Source organism: Leisingera sp. S232 (assembly GCF_049800895.1).
Classification (GTDB): domain Bacteria; phylum Pseudomonadota; class Alphaproteobacteria; order Rhodobacterales; family Rhodobacteraceae; genus Leisingera.
The window spans coordinates 61,815-81,690 of record NZ_JBNAFX010000018.1 but is presented as its reverse complement, the minus strand read 5'-3'; the positions used below and the strand labels follow the sequence as shown (position 1 = coordinate 81,690).

18 protein-coding genes and 1 pseudogene are annotated in these 19,876 nt (G+C 62.2%); 8 read left to right on the top strand and 11 right to left on the bottom strand.

What is annotated here, in order from left to right:
- Positions 1-394 precede the first annotated feature (394 nt).
- Positions 395-1,507, top strand: a complete 1,113-nt coding sequence (locus ACP151_RS12495; RefSeq protein WP_424979226.1) for an IS110 family transposase — start codon at positions 395-397, stop codon at positions 1,505-1,507.
- A 354-nt stretch (positions 1,508-1,861) separates the two neighbouring features.
- Here the strand turns inward: ACP151_RS12495 and ACP151_RS12490 are convergent, their stop codons facing one another.
- Positions 1,862-3,103 (bottom strand): hypothetical protein, encoded by a 1,242-nt coding sequence (locus ACP151_RS12490; protein WP_424979225.1) that lies wholly within the window; start codon positions 3,101-3,103, stop codon positions 1,862-1,864.
- Between the two features lie 172 nt (positions 3,104-3,275).
- On the opposite strand from ACP151_RS12490, the gene lepA reads away from it, so the two are divergent.
- From lepA to ACP151_RS12475, 3 genes and pseudogenes are all read left to right on the top strand, one after another.
- Complete coding sequence (gene lepA, locus ACP151_RS12485; RefSeq protein ID WP_424979224.1) at positions 3,276-5,075, top strand: translation elongation factor 4; 1,800 nt, start codon at positions 3,276-3,278, stop codon at positions 5,073-5,075.
- A 214-nt stretch (positions 5,076-5,289) separates the two neighbouring features.
- Positions 5,290-5,565: pseudogene (locus ACP151_RS12480) on the top strand (hypothetical protein); the annotation flags it as partial.
- A gap of 170 nt (positions 5,566-5,735) precedes the next feature.
- Positions 5,736-5,975, top strand: coding sequence for a hypothetical protein (locus tag ACP151_RS12475; protein WP_424979232.1), 240 nt, complete (start codon positions 5,736-5,738; stop codon positions 5,973-5,975).
- Positions 5,976-6,072: 97 nt separating this feature from the next.
- Here ACP151_RS12475 and ACP151_RS12470 read toward each other — a convergent pair whose 3' ends face one another.
- The 5 genes from ACP151_RS12470 to meaB all read right to left on the bottom strand — a co-directional run bounded on the left by ACP151_RS12470 (position 6,073) and on the right by meaB (position 9,349).
- Entirely contained in the window at positions 6,073-6,576 is a 504-nt protein-coding gene (locus tag ACP151_RS12470; RefSeq protein ID WP_424979223.1) for a copper chaperone PCu(A)C, read from the bottom strand.
- 56 nt (positions 6,577-6,632) lie between these two features.
- Positions 6,633-7,004 carry a hypothetical protein gene (locus tag ACP151_RS12465; RefSeq protein ID WP_424979222.1) on the bottom strand — a complete coding sequence of 124 codons (372 nt, stop codon included), beginning with the start codon at positions 7,002-7,004 and terminating at the stop codon, positions 6,633-6,635.
- Between the two features lie 117 nt (positions 7,005-7,121).
- Positions 7,122-7,412, bottom strand: a complete 291-nt coding sequence (gene rpmB, locus ACP151_RS12460) for a 50S ribosomal protein L28 (RefSeq protein ID WP_424979221.1) — start codon at positions 7,410-7,412, stop codon at positions 7,122-7,124.
- A 149-nt stretch (positions 7,413-7,561) separates the two neighbouring features.
- A complete protein-coding gene (locus tag ACP151_RS12455) occupies positions 7,562-8,365 on the bottom strand; it encodes an alpha/beta hydrolase (protein ID WP_424979220.1) in 804 nt (267 codons plus the stop codon).
- A 6-nt stretch (positions 8,366-8,371) separates the two neighbouring features.
- Entirely contained in the window at positions 8,372-9,349 is a 978-nt protein-coding gene (gene meaB / locus ACP151_RS12450) for a methylmalonyl Co-A mutase-associated GTPase MeaB (protein ID WP_424979219.1), read from the bottom strand.
- A gap of 330 nt (positions 9,350-9,679) precedes the next feature.
- On the opposite strand from meaB, the gene hrpB reads away from it, so the two are divergent.
- The 3 genes from hrpB to ACP151_RS12435 all read left to right on the top strand — a co-directional run bounded on the left by hrpB (position 9,680) and on the right by ACP151_RS12435 (position 14,357).
- The gene (hrpB, locus tag ACP151_RS12445; RefSeq protein ID WP_424979218.1) at positions 9,680-12,127 is read left to right on the top strand and encodes an ATP-dependent helicase HrpB; all 2,448 of its coding nucleotides are present in this window, start codon (positions 9,680-9,682) and stop codon (positions 12,125-12,127) included.
- A 199-nt stretch (positions 12,128-12,326) separates the two neighbouring features.
- Positions 12,327-12,785 (top strand): NUDIX hydrolase, encoded by a 459-nt coding sequence (locus ACP151_RS12440; RefSeq protein WP_424979217.1) that lies wholly within the window; start codon positions 12,327-12,329, stop codon positions 12,783-12,785.
- A 90-nt stretch (positions 12,786-12,875) separates the two neighbouring features.
- On the top strand, positions 12,876-14,357 hold the full coding sequence (locus tag ACP151_RS12435) for an inorganic phosphate transporter (RefSeq protein WP_424979216.1): 1,482 nt from the start codon (positions 12,876-12,878) through the stop codon (positions 14,355-14,357).
- Positions 14,358-14,429: 72 nt separating this feature from the next.
- On the opposite strand, the gene ACP151_RS12430 is transcribed toward ACP151_RS12435, so the two are convergent.
- The 5 genes from ACP151_RS12430 to ACP151_RS12410 all read right to left on the bottom strand — a co-directional run bounded on the left by ACP151_RS12430 (position 14,430) and on the right by ACP151_RS12410 (position 18,479).
- Positions 14,430-15,149, bottom strand: a complete 720-nt coding sequence (locus ACP151_RS12430; protein WP_424979215.1) for an SDR family NAD(P)-dependent oxidoreductase — start codon at positions 15,147-15,149, stop codon at positions 14,430-14,432.
- A 124-nt stretch (positions 15,150-15,273) separates the two neighbouring features.
- A complete protein-coding gene (locus tag ACP151_RS12425) occupies positions 15,274-15,717 on the bottom strand; it encodes a GFA family protein (RefSeq protein ID WP_424979231.1) in 444 nt (147 codons plus the stop codon).
- Between the two features lie 171 nt (positions 15,718-15,888).
- Positions 15,889-16,287 (bottom strand): ACT domain-containing protein, encoded by a 399-nt coding sequence (locus tag ACP151_RS12420; RefSeq protein ID WP_424979214.1) that lies wholly within the window; start codon positions 16,285-16,287, stop codon positions 15,889-15,891.
- Between the two features lie 14 nt (positions 16,288-16,301).
- On the bottom strand, positions 16,302-17,228 hold the full coding sequence (argF, locus tag ACP151_RS12415; RefSeq protein ID WP_424979213.1) for an ornithine carbamoyltransferase: 927 nt from the start codon (positions 17,226-17,228) through the stop codon (positions 16,302-16,304).
- 75 nt (positions 17,229-17,303) lie between these two features.
- On the bottom strand, positions 17,304-18,479 hold the full coding sequence (locus tag ACP151_RS12410) for an aspartate aminotransferase family protein (RefSeq protein WP_424979230.1): 1,176 nt from the start codon (positions 18,477-18,479) through the stop codon (positions 17,304-17,306).
- A gap of 404 nt (positions 18,480-18,883) precedes the next feature.
- On the opposite strand from ACP151_RS12410, the gene ACP151_RS12405 reads away from it, so the two are divergent.
- On the top strand, positions 18,884-19,804 hold the full coding sequence (locus ACP151_RS12405) for a DMT family transporter (protein WP_424979212.1): 921 nt from the start codon (positions 18,884-18,886) through the stop codon (positions 19,802-19,804).
- Positions 19,805-19,876: the final 72 nt, after the last annotated feature.

Sequence of the window (19,876 nt, the reverse complement as noted above, 5' to 3'; positions counted from 1 at the left end):
AGTACGTATGTCTTTTGTCATCCGCTGCCGCCCAACCGTTGTTGGTGATTTCTGAGCGGAGCCCGTTAGGGCCTCGTCTCGGAAATCTGCCACGTGGCGAACGCGGATGGGGGCGAGGCAATGCCATTCGACATCAGTGGTGCGGCCCGCAGGCGTAGCCGAGGACACGGTGCTGTCTAATGGGGTTGCCCGAGGGGGAAGGCGGCGTCTTCCCCCTGATGCAGCGAAGCGGCGTTCGGCTTGTCCGAACCCCAAGCTGCCGGGACTGGATCCGGATCCGGCGGATCCGGCCGCATACCCTTAATGCGCTGAACGAGATGAAGGAGTCTGCTTCGCTCGACCCCGAACTATGCTGATGTCATCGAATTTGGCAGCAAAATGAAAAGGGTGAGGAATGGAGCAGAGACTATTTGTTGGCTTGGACGTTCACAAACGCAACGTCTCAGTTGGATTGGCCGAAGATGGGCGCACTGGCGAGGTGCGCTTTCTTGGGGACATTGAAAACACACCGGTCGCCGTGGAAAGCCTGATGCGACGATTGTCAGAACGCGGTCGTGCGCTGGATTTTTGCTATGAAGCTGGACCCTGTGGTTACGGTATCTATCGGCAACTCACAGGGGCGGGGCATGAATGCAGCGTCGTCGCCCCGACCAAGATCGCGGTGGCGCCTGGGGACAAGGTCAAAACGGATCGGCGGGATGCACAGCGATTGGCCGTCTTGCATCGGGCGGGCGAACTGACGCCGGTATGGGTTCCAGACGGCCGACATGAAGCCATGCGTGATCTGATCCGGGCGAGAATGGACGCTGTGCGACAGGTGACAACAGCCCGCCATCAGCTTTCTTCGTTTCTGTTGCGGCACGGCCGGACCTATCCTCCCAATCGCAAACCCTGGACAAAAATCCATAGCCGGTGGCTTGGGACCCAGAGCTTTGACGAACCGGCGCAGCAAATTGTGTTCCAGGACTATGTCCAAACGGTTTGGACCGCTGTTGAACGGCGCGACAACATGGTCAAGCGGATCGAAGAATTGGTGCCAGACTGGTCGCTCGGAGAGTTTGTCTATGCGCTCCGCTGCTTTCGAGGGCTCGACTTGGTCTCTGGGGCGACGCTTGCGGCCACCATCGGCGATATCAGTCGGTTCGACAAACCTCGCCAGTTGATGAACTATCTCGGGCTCACGCCGTCTGAATACTCGAGCGGCGGCACCATCCGCCGGGGCGGCATCACCAAAACCGGGAACCGTGAAGCTCGCAGGATGCTGATCGAGGCGGCCTGGTCCTATCGCTTCCCGGCGAAAGTTGCCCAGCACAAGGCGCGTGTTCTCGAAACCCAGCCAAAATGCGTGCGCGATCTGGCCTGGAAAACACAAGAACGGCTGTGCAAGCGATACCGATCGCTTCAGGCCCGAGGAAAGAAATCGACCGTCATTGTTGCCGCCATCGCGCGCGAACTCGCCGGGTTCGTTTGGGCCCTGGGGCAAGAGATGCAGCCCAGCTCCGGCTAGGGCTGCGGGTCAGGCCGGGTGAAACCTGCGGTTAAGGCAACTCTCGCTTCGCCCTTTGGGCAGGATCTGCCGACGCCCGCGAGGGAGTAAAGAGAAAGGCCTGCGACGTAGCACGTTCATGCGGTTCCGATCCGCGAATGCAAGACTGATAGACCGTCGCCATCCGAATGGCTCACCCAGCCTGACCCACCCAATCCTATGGCAGACATCACTCCATCGACAAGATGGAGCAATTACCCCTGCGCCTCCCCTGTTGACAAAAGACATGCAAGGGCAGCGCCCGTCCCGGCGGGTGCATAGCGCCCGCCCGTGGGGGCGGATCGGGCGCTGCCCGGCGTTCCGCCGGGCGGATCGTTAGATTTCAATAGGGTTTCCCGCCAGTGCCATTGCGTTTGCAGGAGCCTCTATGGAAGGCGACGATACGTCACCGAAAATTATGTTCCGGTAATTGGAGATGTTCTCAAGCCGGCGCTGCATGCCTTCGGTGTCTCCGCTCACGAACCACAGGCCGGTGCAAAGAGCCGCGTACAGTTGCCAGCCGCCCAGGCTTGTGCCCAGTTGTTTCTTGAAAGCGTCGGAGAAAACCGAGGGGTTGGAAACACTTGCTTTCTGCAATTCACTTTCAAGCTGCGCAACCTGCGCATTCAACCGGCCTACTTCCGCCCGAAGCTGATCTTCCGTTTCACTTGCAACCGTACCATTGTTTGGTGCCTCCTGAATTGTTGAATTCACCGCCAGCAGCAAAGCGGGCAAAGCCGTCAGCGGTTCCAGCGCTTCAGGGAGTGCATTGGCCCTGGTTTCCGCGTAATAACGGTCAATACTGTGTGTGACCTGAACGGCGAGGCCTTGCAGGCTTGCTGAGGCAACAGCCCGGTGTTCGATCAAGTGGCTTACGGATTTGGGTTCGTGCTTGGGGAACCGGCCATTGCCGACTGGCAGTGCGCTGAATTTAGTCCTGATGCGCTCGATTTCGGCGGCAACGGATTCGGGGCCTGCGTCCCAAGTCGCGTCGTCGATCTGAGCAACGCGGTGTTGGAGTTCCCAGTCGAGCGGTTTGCCGTCTAGGAAGCCTTGGTACCAATCCCTCCAGTATGACCAGTTAGTCCCTGCATGCCTAAGAGCCAACACTAGATCCGAAGGGTAGTAGCGTGGCTCGCCTGGTAACCCGCCGCCCGCGGTAAGTTCCCAAGCCGAAAACAGTTCAATGGGCTGGGTAAGGCTTTTCACTGTTGCAATATCTATCTCAACCATATGCCAAAGATGCAGGAACAACGTTTCCTGATTTTCACGTGACAACGTTTCGAGGCTCTTGCTTGCGTAGTACGGTCCGTTGGCTTGTTGGAGAGACGCGGACCTCACGTCCTCAAGACATCTTGCGCCAGCCAGGTAACCAAAGTTGAAGCCCCAGTCGTTCTCGCACAGATTTGCCAAAAGAGAATTGGCGAACTGAGCAGTACGAGACTGGCGGGGAACTTTATGCGAAACGCCAAGAACCCCCTCTGATACTGCAAGAGAAATGTCATGGAAAAGTGCGAGCGCAAAGTTCCCCATCTGTTGAACTTCAATTTCATCCAGAAACGGCTTTACGACGACCATTACTCTCAGAGCCGCGCGGCAGCTCACGGCAGCCAACTCTGCGTGGCTCAAGGTAGCGAGTTGCGTTTGCAAGTCACCGTAATTTTGTATCTTCATTCAAAAGCCCAATATCTAAGGGGGGACTGTTCATCCCTCCTTGACCAAACCCCGAATCCAAATCATATGCCGTACCATGACTGACCTCGCCAAAATCCGCAATTTCTCCATCGTCGCCCATATCGACCATGGCAAATCCACCCTCGCCGACCGGCTCATCCAGGAGACCGGCACGGTCAAGGATCGCGATATGAAGGAGCAGCTGCTCGACTCGATGGATATCGAGCGCGAGCGCGGGATCACCATCAAGGCCAACACCGTGCGCATCGACTATCAGGCGGACGACGGTGAGACCTATGTGCTGAACCTGATCGACACCCCTGGCCATGTCGATTTCGCCTATGAGGTCTCCCGCTCCATGCGCGCGGTCGAAGGCTCGCTTTTGGTGGTCGACAGCTCGCAAGGGGTCGAGGCGCAGACGCTAGCCAATGTGTATCACGCGATGGAGGCCGACCACGAGATCGTGCCGCTGCTGAACAAGATCGACCTGCCGGCCTCCGACTGCGACCGGGTGGCGGAGCAGATCGAGGATGTGATCGGCATCGATGCCACCGGCGCCATTCAGGTCTCGGCCAAAACAGGCCAGGGCATCCGCGAAACGCTGGAGGCCATCGTCACCGAACTGCCCGCGCCGCAGGGCACCCGCGATGCGCCGCTGAAGGCGATGCTGGTGGATTCGTGGTACGACGCCTATCTTGGCGTGATCGTCCTTGTGCGCATCATGGACGGCACCCTGAAAAAGGGCATGCGGGTCAAGTTCATGTCCAACAACACCCTGCACCACGTGGACCGCATCGGCGTGTTCCGCCCCGAGATGCAGATGATCGACGAATTGGGCCCCGGTGAGATCGGTTTCCTCACCGCCTCGATCAAACAGGTCCGCGACACCCGCGTCGGTGACACCATCACCAATGACCGGGGCGGCTGCGAGGTGGCGCTGGACGGCTTCAAACCCGCCCAGCCGGTGGTGTTCTGCGGGCTGTTCCCGGTCGATAGCGCTGAATTCGAAGACCTGCGCGACGCCATCGACAAGCTGGCGCTGAACGACGCGTCCTTCTCGTTCGAAATGGAAACCTCCGCCGCACTTGGTTTTGGCTTCCGCTGTGGCTTCCTGGGCCTATTGCATCTCGAGGTGATCCGCGACCGGATCGAGCGCGAGCATGGCATCGAACTGATCACCACCGCACCCTCGGTGATCTACCACATCTACATGAAAGACGGTGAGAAGATCGAGCTGCACAACCCCGCCGACATGCCCGATCCCTCCAAGGTCGACCACATGGAGGAGCCGCGCATCAAGGCCACCATCATGGTCCCCGACGAATATCTGGGCGATGTGCTGAAGCTGTGCCAGGATCGCCGCGGCATCCAGGAAGATCTCACCTATGCAGGCTCGCGGGCCATGGCGGTCTATGACTTGCCGCTGAACGAGGTCGTCTTTGACTTTTACGACCGCCTGAAATCGGTGACCAAGGGCTATGCCTCCTTTGACTACCAGATGACCGGCTACCGCGAGGACAATCTGGTCAAGATGTCGGTGCTGGTGAATGACGAGCCGGTGGACGCGCTCTCCACCATGGTGCACCGCGACCGGGCCGAGATGCGCGGCCGCGCCATGTGCGAAAAGCTGAAAGACCTGATCCCGCGCCACATGTTCAAGATCCCGATCCAGGCGGCCATCGGCGGCAAGGTGATCGCGCGTGAGACCCTGTCGGCGCTGCGCAAGGACGTGACCGCCAAATGCTACGGCGGCGACGCCACCCGGAAGCGCAAGCTGTTGGACAAGCAGAAAGCGGGCAAGAAGAAGATGCGCCAGTTCGGCAAGGTGGACATCCCGCAGGAGGCGTTTATCTCCGCCCTCAAAATGGACAGCTGAGCACCGTCCAGGAAACGCACCGGGGGCGCGTTTCAGGTGCGAAGGGGCCGAAGCCCTGTCGGCTGGCCTCAGGGCGCGCGGGCGAAAGCGGTTGGCACAGCCAGCTGCGTGCCCGCCCGGGCCTGTTCTGCGCCGGAAACACCACACATTCAAACGCAAGCGACACGGGGCCATTGCCCCGTTTTTCATGTCTGCAATTGCTAAAATACCCTAGATGGCCCACGTCCGCCATCGCCTGACGACACGTCTTCGCCTTCCGCTCCGCCGCAGACGCCCGAGACTCTGCCGATACCGCCCCATTTCTGACCCGCAGCGCCGAAGTCGATTTCCGGGGTGGGACGTGTTCGCAGGCACCCTATGTCTCGGCCACCGACGCCAACACGCGTCTTTGCAAGAAATCACCGGGAGCAGGCGCGATGCTGCGCATGTGGCGCTGGCACGGCTGCAGGCAGCGCATTCAAGCGAAGTTGTGATCGTGACCCGGAGTGTGGATAGGCTGCACAGGACCGGTGGCGCGCAACATGTTCTGCATAGGCACGGCACGCTGGCGGGGCCTTATGCGCCACCTGCAGCCACCGCAGGGCTGCCGCCGACAAAAGATGTAAACAAACCAACCCTGCCCTGCCTGCGGGGCGGCTCAATGTGGTCTGGTTCGGCGAGATGCCATATTTCATGGAAGATATCTGCGTGCATCTGGCAGCGACGGACATCTTTGCCACCATCGGCACCTCGGGCGTGGTCTACCCCACCGCGACCTTTGTCGATGAGGCGCATCTGCCCGGCACCCATACGGGGCGTCTGAGCCTGCACACGTCCGCAACGGCTTCCCGCTTTGCAAAATGCCGTTCCGACCCCGCCAGAGAGGCAATGCCTGCCTGGATGGCAGAGCTGCTCACCTAGTCCCAGGCGGCAAAAAGCCCGCCGCAGGGGCGGGCTTTGGGCGCGAAGGAGGGCTGCAGCGCAGCCTGACGCCGCGCCCGCCCTGCCCTGTCATGGATCAGTTGGAATGGCCGGAATGATCGCCACCATGGCCGGTGTGTTCACCATGGCCTTCGGCCTTGCGCTCCAGATCAACCGGAACCTCGATCTCGATCTCGCCCGCCTTCTCAAACACCAGCGTGAGTTTCACCGCATCGCCGTGGCTCAGCGACTGCGTTAGCCCCATGAACATCACATGATCACTACCGCGCTTCAGCGAATGGGACCCGCCCGCAGGCACCGCAAAGCCTTCCTCAACATGCATCATCTTCATGACGCCATCGCCGCTTTCCTTGTGAGTGTGCAGTTCAACCCGTGCCGCCACGTCGGAACGCACAGCGATCAGCTGGTCGTCCGCTGCACCTTTGTTCATGATTTCCATGAAGGCCGCGCCGGCCTTGGCCGTCGGGGAGGACACCCGTGCGTATGGGTCATGGACCATGATCATGGCATCGCCCGCAAAGGCAGAGGTGGCAAAGGCAGCGGCAGCCGCGGCTGCAAAGACAACAGACTTCAGGGACATTTCCTGTCTCCTCATAGGTGGTTTTCAAATTTCAAACAGATGGTATGCGAGGCCGCTTAGGCCACAGGCGGCGGCGCGCGGGCGCAGGCGTCCGGGATGAACTGCACTGCGGCCTGGGCTGCATCAAATTCCGTGCTTGCCGTGCTGCAGCCCCCTACCGGCAGACCCAGGGTCACCGGCGGCGTCACCGCGTCCAGCACATGCATCATGCAGTCGGGGCAGCTGTGCGGCGGCGTGACCGGCTGGCCTTCGCTGTCCACATAGATGGCCACAGGGCCTGTGCCGGTGCAGATCACGATCCGCCCAGCAGCATCACGCTCGCCCTGCCGGGCCGCCGCGCTGTGGGCTGTCAGAGCGACCGTCAGGGCCAGGAACAGGCCAAAGAATATGCGCAGAGCATGCATCATCACCGGCAGATATGCCCCCAAGGCGCGGCACCTGCAAGGCCCGGATCTGCGGCAGATTGTGCAAACGCAAACACCGTGCAGGGTTTCCCCTGCACGGTGTCCAAAATCCGATCCGGTGAAGGGATCAGGCCAAGCCGATCAAGCCTCTGCGGTTTGTGCCTTGGCGATCTCTTTCTTCACTTTCAGCGCTGCCGCTGACAGTTCTTCGTCCTTGGCTTTGGCCAGGAACGCGTCCAGACCACCACGGTGGTCGACCGAACGCAGCGCAGCAGCGGAGATCTTCAGTTTGACACCGCGGCCCAGGGTCTCGGACTGCAGGGTCACATCATTCAAGTTCGGCAGAAACCGGCGGCGGGTTCTGTTTTTGGCGTGGCTGACATTGTTGCCAGTCATCGGGCCTTTTCCGGTCAGTTCGCAACGGCGCGACATATCTTCTTCCTTCGTTTCTGTAGGGCCGGAGCAGATCCGGACCAAATCACAAGGGGCGCCGCCATTGGCTGCGCCCGAAAACTGGTCCGCTGCTCTTACGCTCAACCGGCAACAGCGTCAAGTGATTCAACTCAGCTTTCTTGCGGGCGTTACTGCCCCTTTTTGGGAGCCGCCGCAAGCCTCTCCAGCCCGGCATCCGCAGCCGCCCCAAGCAGTGGCCTGCGGCGCTGGCGGGCCACACGCGCCAGCCTTTGCCAATAGGTCGGCGACTGGCGCCGCCGCGACCGGTGCAGCTGCAGAACCCGCGCCGCAGTCAGCGGCCCGTCGCGCAGCAGCGATTGCAAGTCCCAGAAACTGCCGCCCTCGCGGATAACCTGGCTGGCCGGATGGCCCCCGCAGGACAGGCGGCACAGCTGAAGGTCCGAAAACACTGCCTGGACAAACAAAGCATGGCTCAGATCCATCTTGCGGAACGGGTCGAACAGCACCACCCCCTGCAAGTCATGGCGGCCATAGCGGATCAGATCACCCAGCGCCTCATCGAAGCTCTCAGCCTCCTTGCGGCGCCGGTCATGCGGCACCACACCCCGGGCGATGGTGTATTGTGGGGAAACCGCAATCAGCCGTTTCAGGTGCAAGGCCGTCGAAAACCGCAGCGCACCGTAACCGCCCATGGAAAACCCCATGGCGCAGACGTCCTCATACCCTTTGGTCAGGTCCTTCAGATCGCGCGACAGCGCCTTGGTTTCGCCATTGATATACCAGTCGTTATAGCGGGGCTGAATGTGCAGATGAGCGTAGCCGTGCCGGGTCATGTTTTTCACCGGGCCACGGTCTTCGAACTCTCCGGCGACGGCTACCCGCTGACGGAAGGTCACAAACAGGCGGTCCGCGCCCGGATTGAACAGCGAGGCGCGCAGCTTTTCACCGTCAAAGACCCGGGTTTCCTGCATCAGATCTCAGCCTTTCAAATGGTCCTGCAGCATCTGCTGCGCCGCCGCTGCCGGTGTCAGCGCACCACCGGCGACCTGACCGGACAGATCAGCCATAGCGGCCTGGGCACTGGCGGTGTGCAGCCGCGCCAGCAGCGCCTGGCGCACCTCCTGGTCGAACCAATAGCAGGACTGATCGGCGCGGCGGCGGTCCCAGTGGCCGTTTTCGCGGCGCCAGGCCGTCAATGTCTGCATTTCCTCCCAGGCCTGTTCCAGCCCGTGCTCCTCCACCGCCGAGACCATCAGCGCCTTCGGGAAACCTTCGGGGTCCTGCGGCCGCTTGCGCAAAAGACGCAAGGCGCCGGCATAATCGGCGCAGGTGCGGGTGGCTACGGGTTTCAGCGGGCCATCAGCTTTGTTCACCAGAATGAGATCGGCCATTTCCATGATGCCGCGCTTCACCCCCTGCAGCTCATCGCCGCCGGCAGGCGCCAGCAGCAAGAGGAACAGATCCGACATTTCCGCCACCACGGTTTCCGACTGGCCAACGCCAACGGTTTCGATAAGCACCACGTCAAATCCCGCTGCCTCGCACAGGGCAACCGCCTCGCGGGAGCGGCGGGCAACGCCGCCCAGATGGCTTTGGCTTGGCGAGGGCCGAATAAAGGCGTTGCGTTCACGGCTGAGCCGTTCCATCCGGGTCTTGTCGCCCAGAATGGACCCGCCCGAGCGCGCAGAGCTGGGATCAACCGCCAGCACGGCCACCCGCAGGCCAAGACCGGTCAGCTGCATGCCAAAGCTTTCAATGAAGGTGGATTTGCCCACGCCGGGCGTGCCCGACAAGCCGATGCGCAGCGACTGGCGCTTGTGTTTTGCCAGCTCCGACAACAGCTCTCCCGCTTTGGCGCGATGATCCTCGCGGCCGCTTTCCACCAGGGTGATGGCGCGGGCCAGCGCCCGGCGGTCGCCATCAAGGATCTTCTGTGTCAGCTGTTCGGTGTCCATGCGCGTCTTCCTGTCGTAATGGGCGGACCTTGGCGCAAGCCGCACCGCAAAGTCCAGCCCCTGCTATCTGCCGCGCAACCTACATCAGCCAAGGCCGCAGAAAAGGCGGCAAATCCGCCGCGCTTGGTGCAGTTTGCGCAGTGGGAGTAACGGATCGACACCCCAAACGCGCTGCAAAAACTATCACGCAAACGGACTGGTCCGCCCGGCGGCACGCCGGGCAGCGCCCGTCCGCCCCCATGGGCGGGCCCTGCCCTTAGCGCGTTTTTCCGAGGCACGGCTCCGTACACACCGCTAGACCTCTCCCGCGCCTTTGGCGATAAGGCAGGGATGACCAGATTGCCGATCGAAGACGCCCTCCCCGAACTTTTGGACGCCCTGCGCGCCCGCGGCCGTGCCGTGCTGCAGGCGCCACCCGGTGCGGGCAAGACCACGCGGGTGCCGCTGGCGATGCTGGAGGCCGGGCTGACCGCAGGCAGGATCGTGATGCTGGAACCCCGCCGCCTTGCCGCCCGTGCAGCTGCCGAGCGGATGGCGGAAACGCTGGGAGAACAGCCGGGCGAAACCGTTGGCTACCGGGTGCGCGGCGATGCGAAAACATCCAAAGCCACCCGCATCGAGGTGGTGACCGAAGGCATCCTGACCCGGATGCTGCAATCGGACCCGGATCTGCCAGGCGTGGGCGCAGTGATCTTTGACGAATTCCACGAACGTTCACTGAACGCTGATCTGGGCCTTGGCTTATGCCTGGAGGTGGCGGGCGCGCTGCGCGAGGATCTGATGCTGGTGGCGATGTCGGCAACGCTGGATGCAGCCCCTGTCGCGGCACTGATGGAGGCGCCGCTCGTCACATCCGAGGGCCGCAGCTACCCGGTGGAGATCCGTTGGCTGGAGCGCCCCCTGCCCGCGCAAGCGCGCCGCGTGGATGCGCTGGTCGATCTGGTGGTGCAGGCGGAAAGAGACACCAAGGCAACCGGCGGCGGCATTCTGGTGTTCCTACCCGGCGAAGGAGAGATTCGCCGCGCCGCCGGCGCTTTGGAGAAACGCCTGCCAGGCCACTGCCATATCCGCCCCTTGTTCGGCGCCCTGCCCTTTGCCGAGCAGCGCGCAGCGATCCAGCCCGAAACACAGGGCCGCAAGGTGGTGCTGGCGACTTCAATCGCAGAAACCTCGCTGACCATTCAGGACATCCGCGCGGTGGTGGATATGGGGCAGGCACGGCGGGCGCGCTTTGATCCGGGTTCCGGCATGTCGCGGCTGGTGACCGAGAAGGTGACCCGCGCCGAGGCCACCCAGCGCCAGGGCCGTGCGGGCCGGGTCGCGGCAGGCATCTGCTACCGGCTGTGGACCAAGGGCGAGGAAGGTGCGCTGATGGCGTTTCCACCCGCCGAGATCGAAAGCGCCGATCTGACTGCGCTGGCGCTGGAGTTGGCGCTGTGGGGCGCTGTGCCGCAAGACCTGTCGTTCCTGACCCTGCCGCCTGCCGGTGCGATGGCAGAGGCGCAGGCGCTGCTTGCCATGCTGGGCGCGCTGGATGGGCAGGGGCGGATCACCCAGCATGGCAAGGCGCTGTCGGCATTGCCCGTTCACCCGCGTCTTGGCCATATGCTGCTGCAGGCAGGGTCCGCCGCTGCGCCGCTGGCCGCGCTATTGGGTGAGCGTGATCCGCTGCGCGGCGCACCTGCAGATCTGTCGCTGCGGCTGAAGGCACTGAAAGATCCCAAAGGGTTTGAACGCAATCACCCCTATCAGCTGAACCGCCCGGTGGTGGAGCGGATCAAGAGTGAGGCGCGGCGGCTTGAGAGACAGGCAGGCCGCAGGGATGCGGGGCTGTCCGCCGCCACCATGGCGGCGCTTGCCTATCCCGACCGCGTGGGCCAGCGCCGCCGGGGCGACGCCCCCCGGTTCGTGCTGTCAGGCGGCAAGGGCGCGGTTCTGGATGGCGGCGATACGCTGGCGGGGGCGCCTTTCATCGTGGCACTGGACACGGACGGCAACCCGCGCGAAGCACGGATTCGGATGGCCGTGCAGATTTCGCCAACGGACATACGAGAGCAGTTTGCCGAGCAGATCGCCTGGGAGGACAGCTGCGAATGGTCCAAACGCGACCGCCGGGTGGTTGCGCGCCAGCAGGAGCGGTTCGGAGCCGTGGTGCTGGACGACCGGATCTGGAAGGACGTGCCTGCGCAAACTGTGGCAGAGGCCATGCTGGACGGCGTGCGCGACCTTGGCCTGCGGCTCTCGGGGGCGGCAGCGCGGCTGGCGGCGCGGGTGGAACTGGTGCGCGCCGAAGGCCATGACCTGCCGGACTTTTCAATCTCCGGCCTGACCGGCAGCCTACAGGCCTGGCTGCTGCCGATGCTCGATGGTGTGAAATCAGCCGAGGACTGGAAACGTTTCGATCTGCTGCCTGCCTTGCAGGCCGCGCTCAGCTGGGAGCAGACACAGGTGCTTGACCGCGAAGCGCCGGGCAGTTTTGTTACCCCGCTGGGCCGCAAGATCCCGATCGACTATGCCCTGGAAGTGCCGGAAATCTCCGTCCGGCTGCAAGAGATGTTCGGCGTCAGCCGCCATCCTTCGGTGGGCGGCGTGCCGCTGAAGATCACCCTTTTGTCCCCTGCCCAGCGTCCGATCCAGATCACCCGCGACCTGCCCGGATTCTGGGCCGGTTCCTATGCCGATGTGCGCAAAGACATGCGCGCGCAATACCCCAAGCACCCCTGGCCCGAAGACCCGACCGAGGCCGACCCCACGCTCCGGGCGAAACGGCGCAAATAGAACGCCCGCAGCGCGCCGCAGGCGCGCTGCCAGGCCCAACGGGCGGCCGGGCATCTGTGATGCTCGGATCGGCGGGCGGGAGACCCGGTTCCGGGTCAAACAGCTGCTCCGCCTGCCTTGCAACTCCGGGCAAGCGGGCGTAGATTTCCACAATTGCACACAAAACACGGGACTATCCCCAACAACAAAGGCAGCCCTCATGACAACCCACCTGACCCGCGCCTGGGAAGAGATCATCAAACCAATGCTGCAACGGCCCGCCCGCGTGCAGGTTGCCGCCCTGTGCAGCCGCTCCGGCGCTGACGGCAAGGAGGTTCTTATGATCACCAGCCGCGGCACCGGCCGCTGGATCCTGCCCAAAGGCTGGCCGATCGAGGGCAAGGACGGGCCGGAATCCGCTCTGCAGGAAGCCTGGGAAGAAGCGGGTGTAAAGGCCGACGACATCTCGCCGCAGCCGGTCGGCGAATACCATTTCACCAAGCGCCACGACAATGGCACAGAAGAACCGGTGACCACGCTGATCTTCGAAGCCGAGGTGGCGCAGCTTGAGGATGATTATCCGGAATCCAGCGAGCGCACCCGCCAGTGGATGAAACCGGCTGAGGCGGCAGATCTGGTCGACGAGCCTGAATTGCAGGAAATCCTGCGCCGTTTGTAACAGTTGTATGACATTTTTATGTCAGATGCTTGATCCGTTTCCAAAGCGGGGGTAGGCGCGTGCGCAGACCCCGGAATCAGGAACGCGACGATGAGCAACGAAGATCAGCGCCCGCAATGGAACACGCTGGATAAGGATCTGAACAGGATCTCCCAGCTGGAACTGGCCACAAGCTATGCCTCCCGCCCGCTGGTGGCGCCCGGCATCGCGCTGGCCTTCATCGTTTTGGCGGGCCTCGCGGCCGGCGTTTTCTTCGGCGGCTCAGCGATGAGCATGGTGGTGATCGCCGCGGCCGCCTTTGGCGCCTATATGGCGATCAACATCGGCGCCAATGATGTGGCCAACAACATGGGCCCCGCAGTGGGCGCAAATGCGCTGACCATGGGCGGCGCCATTCTGATTGCCGCCATCTGTGAAAGCGCAGGCGCGCTGCTGGCAGGTGGCGACGTGGTTTCCACCATTTCCAAGGGCATCATCGACCCGGCTGCGGTGTCCAGCAACAGTATTTTCATCTGGGCCATGATGGCAGCGCTGATTTCCTCGGCGCTGTGGGTGAACCTTGCGACCTGGGTCGGCGCGCCGGTCTCCACCACCCATTCGGTTGTGGGCGGCGTGCTGGGTGCCGGTGTCGCTGCAGCCGGGACCGCCGCGGTGAACTGGCCCACAATGGGCAAGATCGCTGCCAGCTGGGTGATCTCGCCGGTTCTGGGCGGTGTGATTGCCGCGCTGTTCCTTGCCTTCATCAAGGCCAAGATCATCTATCAGGATGACAAGATCGCCGCCGCCCGTCGCTGGGTGCCGGTGCTGGTCGCCGTCATGGCCGCCGCCTTTGGCGCCTATCTGGCTCTCAAAGGCCTGAAAAAGATCATCAAGATCGACCTGCAGACCGCGCTTTTGATCGGCGCTGCCGTCGGTGCGCTGGCCTATGTCATCACCGCGCCGCTGATCAAGCGCCAGTCCGAGGGCATGGAGAACCGCAACAAATCGCTGAAGGCGCTGTTCGGCCTGCCGCTGGTGATTTCCGCAGGCTTGTTGTCCTTTGCCCATGGCGCCAATGACGTCGCCAATGCGGTCGGCCCGCTGGCCGCCATCGTGCATGCTACCGAATTCGGCGATTTTGCTTCCAAGGTGGCGATCCCGACCTGGGTGATGGTGATCGGTGCCTTCGGCATCTCCTTTGGCCTGTTCCTGTTCGGCCCCAAGCTGATCCGCATGGTTGGCAGCCAGATCACCAAACTGAACCCGATGCGCGCCTATTGTGTGTCGCTGTCCGCAGCGATCACCGTGATCGTGGCCAGCTGGCTGGGCCTGCCGGTCTCCTCCACCCATATCGCGGTTGGCGCGGTCTTTGGTGTCGGTTTCTTCCGCGAATGGCACATGGAGCGCCGCCTGAAAAAGACCGCCGCAGGCCGCCCGCCGGAAAAACGCATCGCGCCGGAAGAACGCCGCCGCCGCAAGCTGGTGCGCCGCAGCCATTTCATGACAATCGTCGCCGCATGGGTGATCACCGTGCCCGCCGCAGCACTGTTGTCGGCCGTGATTTATCTGCTGCTGAACACTTTCGTCGGCTGATCCGCACGGCTTTAGCTGACAGGCCCCCGCAGCAACTGGCTGCGGGGGTTTTTCTTTGCCAGACGCTGTTTCCTAGAAGCGCTCTACCCAGGGCCGCAGCACAAGCTCATCGCTCCAGGCAGAGCGGTGCTGATGAATCAAATGCATGTATTCCTGTGCAATCGCATCCGGGTCCAGCATGCTGTCGGGATTGTCCGCTGCCTCCACCCGCTCCGGACGGGCAGCGTTGCGGATGCCGCCGTCGATATTGACCCAGGCCACATGGATGCCCTTCGGGTGCAGCTCTCGTGCCATTGCCTGCGCCAGCCCGCGCTGCGCGAATTTCCCCATCGCAAAGGGCGCCGATTGGGCAAAGCCCTTTACGCCAGCTGAGGCGCCGGTGAACAGGATAGTGCCGCGCCGCCCGTCTGCAGGCTGCTGCGTCAGCATCCGCCGGGCCGCCGCCTGCCCCAGCAAAAAGGCGCCATAGGCGGTGATATCAACCGCATTGCGCACTGCCACCGGGTCCAGTTCTGCAACAGGCCCACGCAGCCGTGCGGAAGGGTTGTAGCAGGCAACTCGCAGATCGCCTGGCAGACCCTCAACCAGCTGGCTGATGCCGTCTGCATCGGTGCCGTCCAGCTGATGCAGCGCAGCGCCGGTTTCGGCGGCCAGCGCGTCCAGCTTGGCTGTATTGCGTGCGGTGAGATGCAGCGCATAGCCCGCCCCCGCCAGCGCCCGGGCAAAAGAAGCCGACAGCCCGGCGCCTGCCCCTATGATCAGAGCCTGCGGTTTTGATGACATGTCTGCCATTCGCCCTCTCCCATAATTGCCAGATAGATGCTGACGGGAAACCGGACATGGCACAAGAGGCTACCAGAGCTGACCCGGCCAGGGTAGGCAAGAGTGAGCAAGGCTAGCCTAGGCCACAAAGTGCTTACTTGCCTCGGCTCCTCAAGAAGACTGACTGCAAATCCCCGGCCTTCTGCGGGGTTTTCAGTATGATTGGCGCAATAGGCTGGCCATCTTTTGAAAGAGCATGCTGCATGAAAACCGGTGTATCTGCAGGAATGCGCGTTTCGCTGCGGGCCGTCTCCAGAAAGATATGCTTACTGTTCTGAGGTTGGATTTCCAGCCAGCCCGGATCGTCCAGTGTGCCACTGAATACTCCCACAGCCCCCTCGAAGCGTTCAAAAGTCTGAAACAGCTTGGTGCCGCAGGCCTCACAAAATCCGACTTGTATCTCCATGCCGCTGCCCGCAGAGATATGCGTAAAACGCTTGGGGTCGCCTTTGATCAGCCTAAAGTCTGCAGCAGCAAACGCCGGTTGAACCATATAGGCAGCCCCTGTGGCACGTTGGCAGTAAGTGCAATGGCACATGGTCACCCCGGTCGGCTTGCGCGCGGCCTCATACCGGACCGCCTCGCACAGGCAGCCGCCTTCAATTCCTGGCATGGAAACACCCCCTGTCCATGAAACCCATAGCTATAAATGGCAGAGCCCGAGGCCCGGCGCGCGGAGGATAGACCATCGACACGACTGCGGCCCCATTTATCGACCTAAAACAGTCTCCACCTGATGGTCGGCTGCGCGCCAGGCGGCCTCTGCCGCATCCAGCTCAGCGTGCCGCACAAGCAGATAGTCGCGGTAGAATGTCGAAATGGCAAAGACCCCCAGCCCGGCGTCCGAAACCGGCCGCACTGCGGACAGAACCACCCCCGGCGCATCGAAATCATAGAGGTCGGAAACCTGGAACGCCGTCCAGCCGCAGGAGCTTTCGGTATCTTTCACCACTCGCTCCGCCAGACAGACCACCGAGATTTCATCCTCGGCATGGGTCACACTCACCAGCCCCGGTCCGCCGACCCACGCGGGCACAGCAGCACCAGGCGCGAGCCGTGACACGGCGTATTCTCCGGTCAGCTGGCGTAGCAGAAGTTTCAGCTTCATTGCCTCAGCCGGTCTCAACCACCCAGACACCAGCGCATGACAGCCTTCTGCGCATGCAGGCGGTTTTCGGCTTCGTCAAAGATCACCGATTGCGGGCCGTCCATCACGGCGGAGGTCACCTCTTCCTCGCGGTGGGCCGGCAGGCAATGCATGAACAGAGCGTCAGGTTTGGCTGCGGCCATCAGGTCATCATTCACCTGATAAGGACGCAGCATATTGTGGCGGCGTTCCTTGGACGACTGGCTGTCATGCATCGACACCCAGGTGTCGGCCACGATCAGATCAGCGCCCTCTACTGCTTTGAACGCATCCCGTTCAATGGTCACCTTGGCGCCTGCCTTGCGCGCCAGGCCGATGAATTCCTCCTCAGGATCCAGCTGCGACGGGCCGGCAAATGTGAGATCGAACCCGAATTGGCCGGCAGCATGGATAAAGGAGGCGCAGACATTGTTGCCGTCGCCGCACCAGACCACCTTTTTGCCCTTGATCGGGCCGCGGTGTTCCTCGTAGGTCAGCACATCAGCCATGATCTGGCAGGGATGTGTGCGATCTGTGAGGCCGTTGATGACCGGCACGTCCGAATATTCGGCCATCTCGGTCAGAACGGTTTCATCAAAGGTGCGGATCATGATCATATCGACGTAGCGCGACAGCACGCGGGCGGTGTCTGCGATGGTCTCGCCATGGCCCAGTTGCATGTCTTTTCCGCTCAGCACCATGGTCTGGCCGCCCATCTGGCGCACGCCGACGTCAAACGACACCCGTGTCCGGGTCGAGGGTTTTTCAAAGATCAATGCAACCATCCGGTCCTTCAGCGGCAGCTCATCATCCAGTGCCGCCTTGGGGCGGCCAAGGCGGGCCTGCTTTGTGGCTTTGGCCTGATCGATGATGCTGCGCAGCGCAGCGGGGTCGGTTTTGTGGATGTCGAGAAAATGGTTCATGACTGTATCGCTTGTTTCTGGCGAAAGCCGGGGGCGCCGCCCCCGGACCCCCGGAGTATTTTGCAAAGGTGAAGATCAGGCGGATTCGATCTGAGCCGCCGTTTTGTCCAGCCGATTGACAGCCTCGGCGATGTCCTCGTCCGTCAGGGTCAGCGGCGGCAGCAGGCGGATCACATTGTCCGCCGCCGGAACGGTGATCAGCGCATTGTCATAGCCGGCGTTCACCACATCGATGTTCGCTGCCTTGCATTTGAGGCCCAGCATCAGACCGGAGCCGCGCACCTCCTCAAAGATCTCCGGATGATCGGCACTCAGCCCTTCCAGCTTCTGCCGCAAGAGGCCCGCCTTACGGTTCACCTCTGCCAGAAAATCCGGATCAGCCACATGATCCATCACCGCGCAGCCCACCGCGCAGCCCAAGGGGTTGCCACCGTAGGTGGAACCATGGGTGCCCGCAGTCATACCGCTGGCGGCCTCCTCCGTGGCCAGCACCGCGCCCAACGGGAAGCCGCCGCCGATGCCCTTGGCCACCATCATTATATCAGGGGCAACCCCTGCCCATTCATGGGCAAACAGCTTGCCGGTCCGGCCCACGCCGCATTGCACCTCATCCAGGATCAGCAGCAGACCGTTTTCATCACAAATCTGGCGCAGCGCCTTCAGCTCAGCATCCGGCACCACACGGATGCCACCCTCGCCCTGCACCGGCTCAATCATGATTGCGGCAGTTGTTTCCGAGATGGCATTGGTCACGCCGTCCAGGTCACCAAACGCCAGATGCACAAAGCCTGGCAGCAAGGGCCCAAAGCCCTTGGTCATCTTCTCGGAGCCTGCAGCGGCGATACCGGCAGACGAGCGGCCGTGAAAGGAGCCGTCGAAAGTGATAATCTCAACCCGCTCGGGCTGATCTTTGTCATAGAAATACTTGCGCGCCATTTTCACTGCCAGCTCACAAGCCTCGGTGCCCGAATTGGTGAAGAACACGGTGTCGGCAAACGTATATTCCACCAGCTTATCCGCCAACGCCTGTTGCTGAGGTATGTGGTAGAGGTTGGACACATGCCACAGGTTTTGCGCCTGCGCGGTCAGCGCATCAACCAGGGCCGGATGCGCATGTCCCAGCGCATTGACCGCAATACCGGAGCCCAGATCCAGAAAGCGTCGTCCATCCGCCGCGATCAGCCAGGCGCCTTCGCCTTTGACGAATTCAAGCGGTGCACGGTTGTAGGTTGGCAGAACGGACGGGATCATCGGGATCATCCTTTTGGAAAGAGCAAGCCAAAGCTGTGACGCAAGCCTGGCCTGAGGTCAACGGATTTGGAAAGGAATGTGCCACCTTCAGGCACAGCAGATCAAAGGGCCGGTTACGCCTGGCGGCGTCGGCGTCGCAGAATGGTGATATATGCGCGTTTGATCATGGAGAGGTTCCATAGTGGAGGTTTTGGCAAAAGAAAACCCCTTTTGTACAACCATGCCGCCAATCCGGCTCCGACACGGCTTTCTCCTTCCCGACTTGCTTCTTTCTGGTTTGAAATACCCCGGGGTGAATTGGCCGCAGGCCAAGAGGGGCAGCGCCCCTGTTCGTTCAAACCTGCGACGTCGGACGACGTCTTTCCTCTTGCATCCTGTGGCGGCTTGCTCCACCGCATGGAAGCATGCGCATCGCCACTCAGCAGAACCCCGCCCTGGCCGCCGCCCTGATCCTGGCGGCAACCACTTTCATTGCTGCCACCACCCTGCTGGCCAAGGCATTGGGTACGGATGTGCTGGGCACGCCGCTGCACCCGATGCAGATCAGCCATGGGCGGTTCCTGTTTGCCTTCATCGGCATCTCAACCGCCGTGCTGATCCTGCGACCCAGGTTCATCCGTCCGCACTGGGGCTACCATATCGGCCGCACCTCCTTTGGCTGGGCGGGTGTCACGCTGATGTTTGCCTCGGTTGCCTATATCCCGCTGGCCGATGCCACTGCGATCACCTTTCTGAACCCGGTTTTCGGCATGCTGCTGGCGATCCCGCTGTTGGGCGAACGGGTCGGACACTGGCGCTGGGGTGCTGCGCTGATTGCGATGATCGGAGCGATGATCCTGCTGCGCCCCACTCCTGCCAGCTTTCAGCCCGCAGCACTGCTGGCCCTGGGCGCGGCCGCAGTGATGGGGCTGGAGCTGATCTTCATCAAGAAACTGGCTGGCCGTGAAGGGCCGCTGCAGGTCCTGTGGTTCAACAACCTGCTGGGCGTGATGATCGCCAGCGGCGCGGTGCTTGCGGTCTGGCAGATGCCAACCCTCGCGCAATGGGGCGCGCTGGCTGCGCTGGGCCTTCTGATGGCCTGTGCCCAGGCCTGTTTCATCAACGGCATGGCGCGGGCCGATGCCTCTTTTGTGGCGCCGTTCAGCTATGCCACGCTGGTTTTTGCCGCACTCTACGATTTCCTGGGCTTTGGCGTTGTGCCGGATGGCATTTCCATGTTTGGCGCCACGATCATCCTGGCGGGCGCTGCCATCCTGGCCTGGCGCGAAGGCCGCCAGAAGCCCCAGCCTGCCGCTCCGGCAAGCAGCGACCGACCATCCGCCTGAAGAAAGTTTTCCCGCAACAGGCTCCGGAACGACGCCCGCGTCGAAAACCGGCATTTTCCGGGCATGTTCCGC

Coding starts and splice junctions, on each gene's coding strand:
- ACP151_RS12495 (WP_424979226.1), top strand. CDS start 395: ATGGAGCAGAGACTATTTGTTGGCTTGGACGTTCACAAACGCAACGTC.
- ACP151_RS12490 (WP_424979225.1), bottom strand. CDS start 3,103: ATGGTCGTCGTAAAGCCGTTTCTGGATGAAATTGAAGTTCAACAGATG.
- lepA (WP_424979224.1), top strand. CDS start 3,276: ATGACTGACCTCGCCAAAATCCGCAATTTCTCCATCGTCGCCCATATC.
- ACP151_RS12475 (WP_424979232.1), top strand. CDS start 5,736: ATGCCATATTTCATGGAAGATATCTGCGTGCATCTGGCAGCGACGGAC.
- ACP151_RS12470 (WP_424979223.1), bottom strand. CDS start 6,576: ATGTCCCTGAAGTCTGTTGTCTTTGCAGCCGCGGCTGCCGCTGCCTTT.
- rpmB (WP_424979221.1), bottom strand. CDS start 7,412: ATGTCGCGCCGTTGCGAACTGACCGGAAAAGGCCCGATGACTGGCAAC.
- ACP151_RS12455 (WP_424979220.1), bottom strand. CDS start 8,365: ATGCAGGAAACCCGGGTCTTTGACGGTGAAAAGCTGCGCGCCTCGCTG.
- meaB (WP_424979219.1), bottom strand. CDS start 9,349: ATGGACACCGAACAGCTGACACAGAAGATCCTTGATGGCGACCGCCGG.
- hrpB (WP_424979218.1), top strand. CDS start 9,680: ATGACCAGATTGCCGATCGAAGACGCCCTCCCCGAACTTTTGGACGCC.
- ACP151_RS12440 (WP_424979217.1), top strand. CDS start 12,327: ATGACAACCCACCTGACCCGCGCCTGGGAAGAGATCATCAAACCAATG.
- ACP151_RS12435 (WP_424979216.1), top strand. CDS start 12,876: ATGAGCAACGAAGATCAGCGCCCGCAATGGAACACGCTGGATAAGGAT.
- ACP151_RS12430 (WP_424979215.1), bottom strand. CDS start 15,149: ATGGCAGACATGTCATCAAAACCGCAGGCTCTGATCATAGGGGCAGGC.
- ACP151_RS12425 (WP_424979231.1), bottom strand. CDS start 15,717: ATGTGCCATTGCACTTACTGCCAACGTGCCACAGGGGCTGCCTATATG.
- ACP151_RS12420 (WP_424979214.1), bottom strand. CDS start 16,287: ATGAAGCTGAAACTTCTGCTACGCCAGCTGACCGGAGAATACGCCGTG.
- argF (WP_424979213.1), bottom strand. CDS start 17,228: ATGAACCATTTTCTCGACATCCACAAAACCGACCCCGCTGCGCTGCGC.
- ACP151_RS12410 (WP_424979230.1), bottom strand. CDS start 18,479: ATGATCCCGTCCGTTCTGCCAACCTACAACCGTGCACCGCTTGAATTC.
- ACP151_RS12405 (WP_424979212.1), top strand. CDS start 18,884: ATGCGCATCGCCACTCAGCAGAACCCCGCCCTGGCCGCCGCCCTGATC.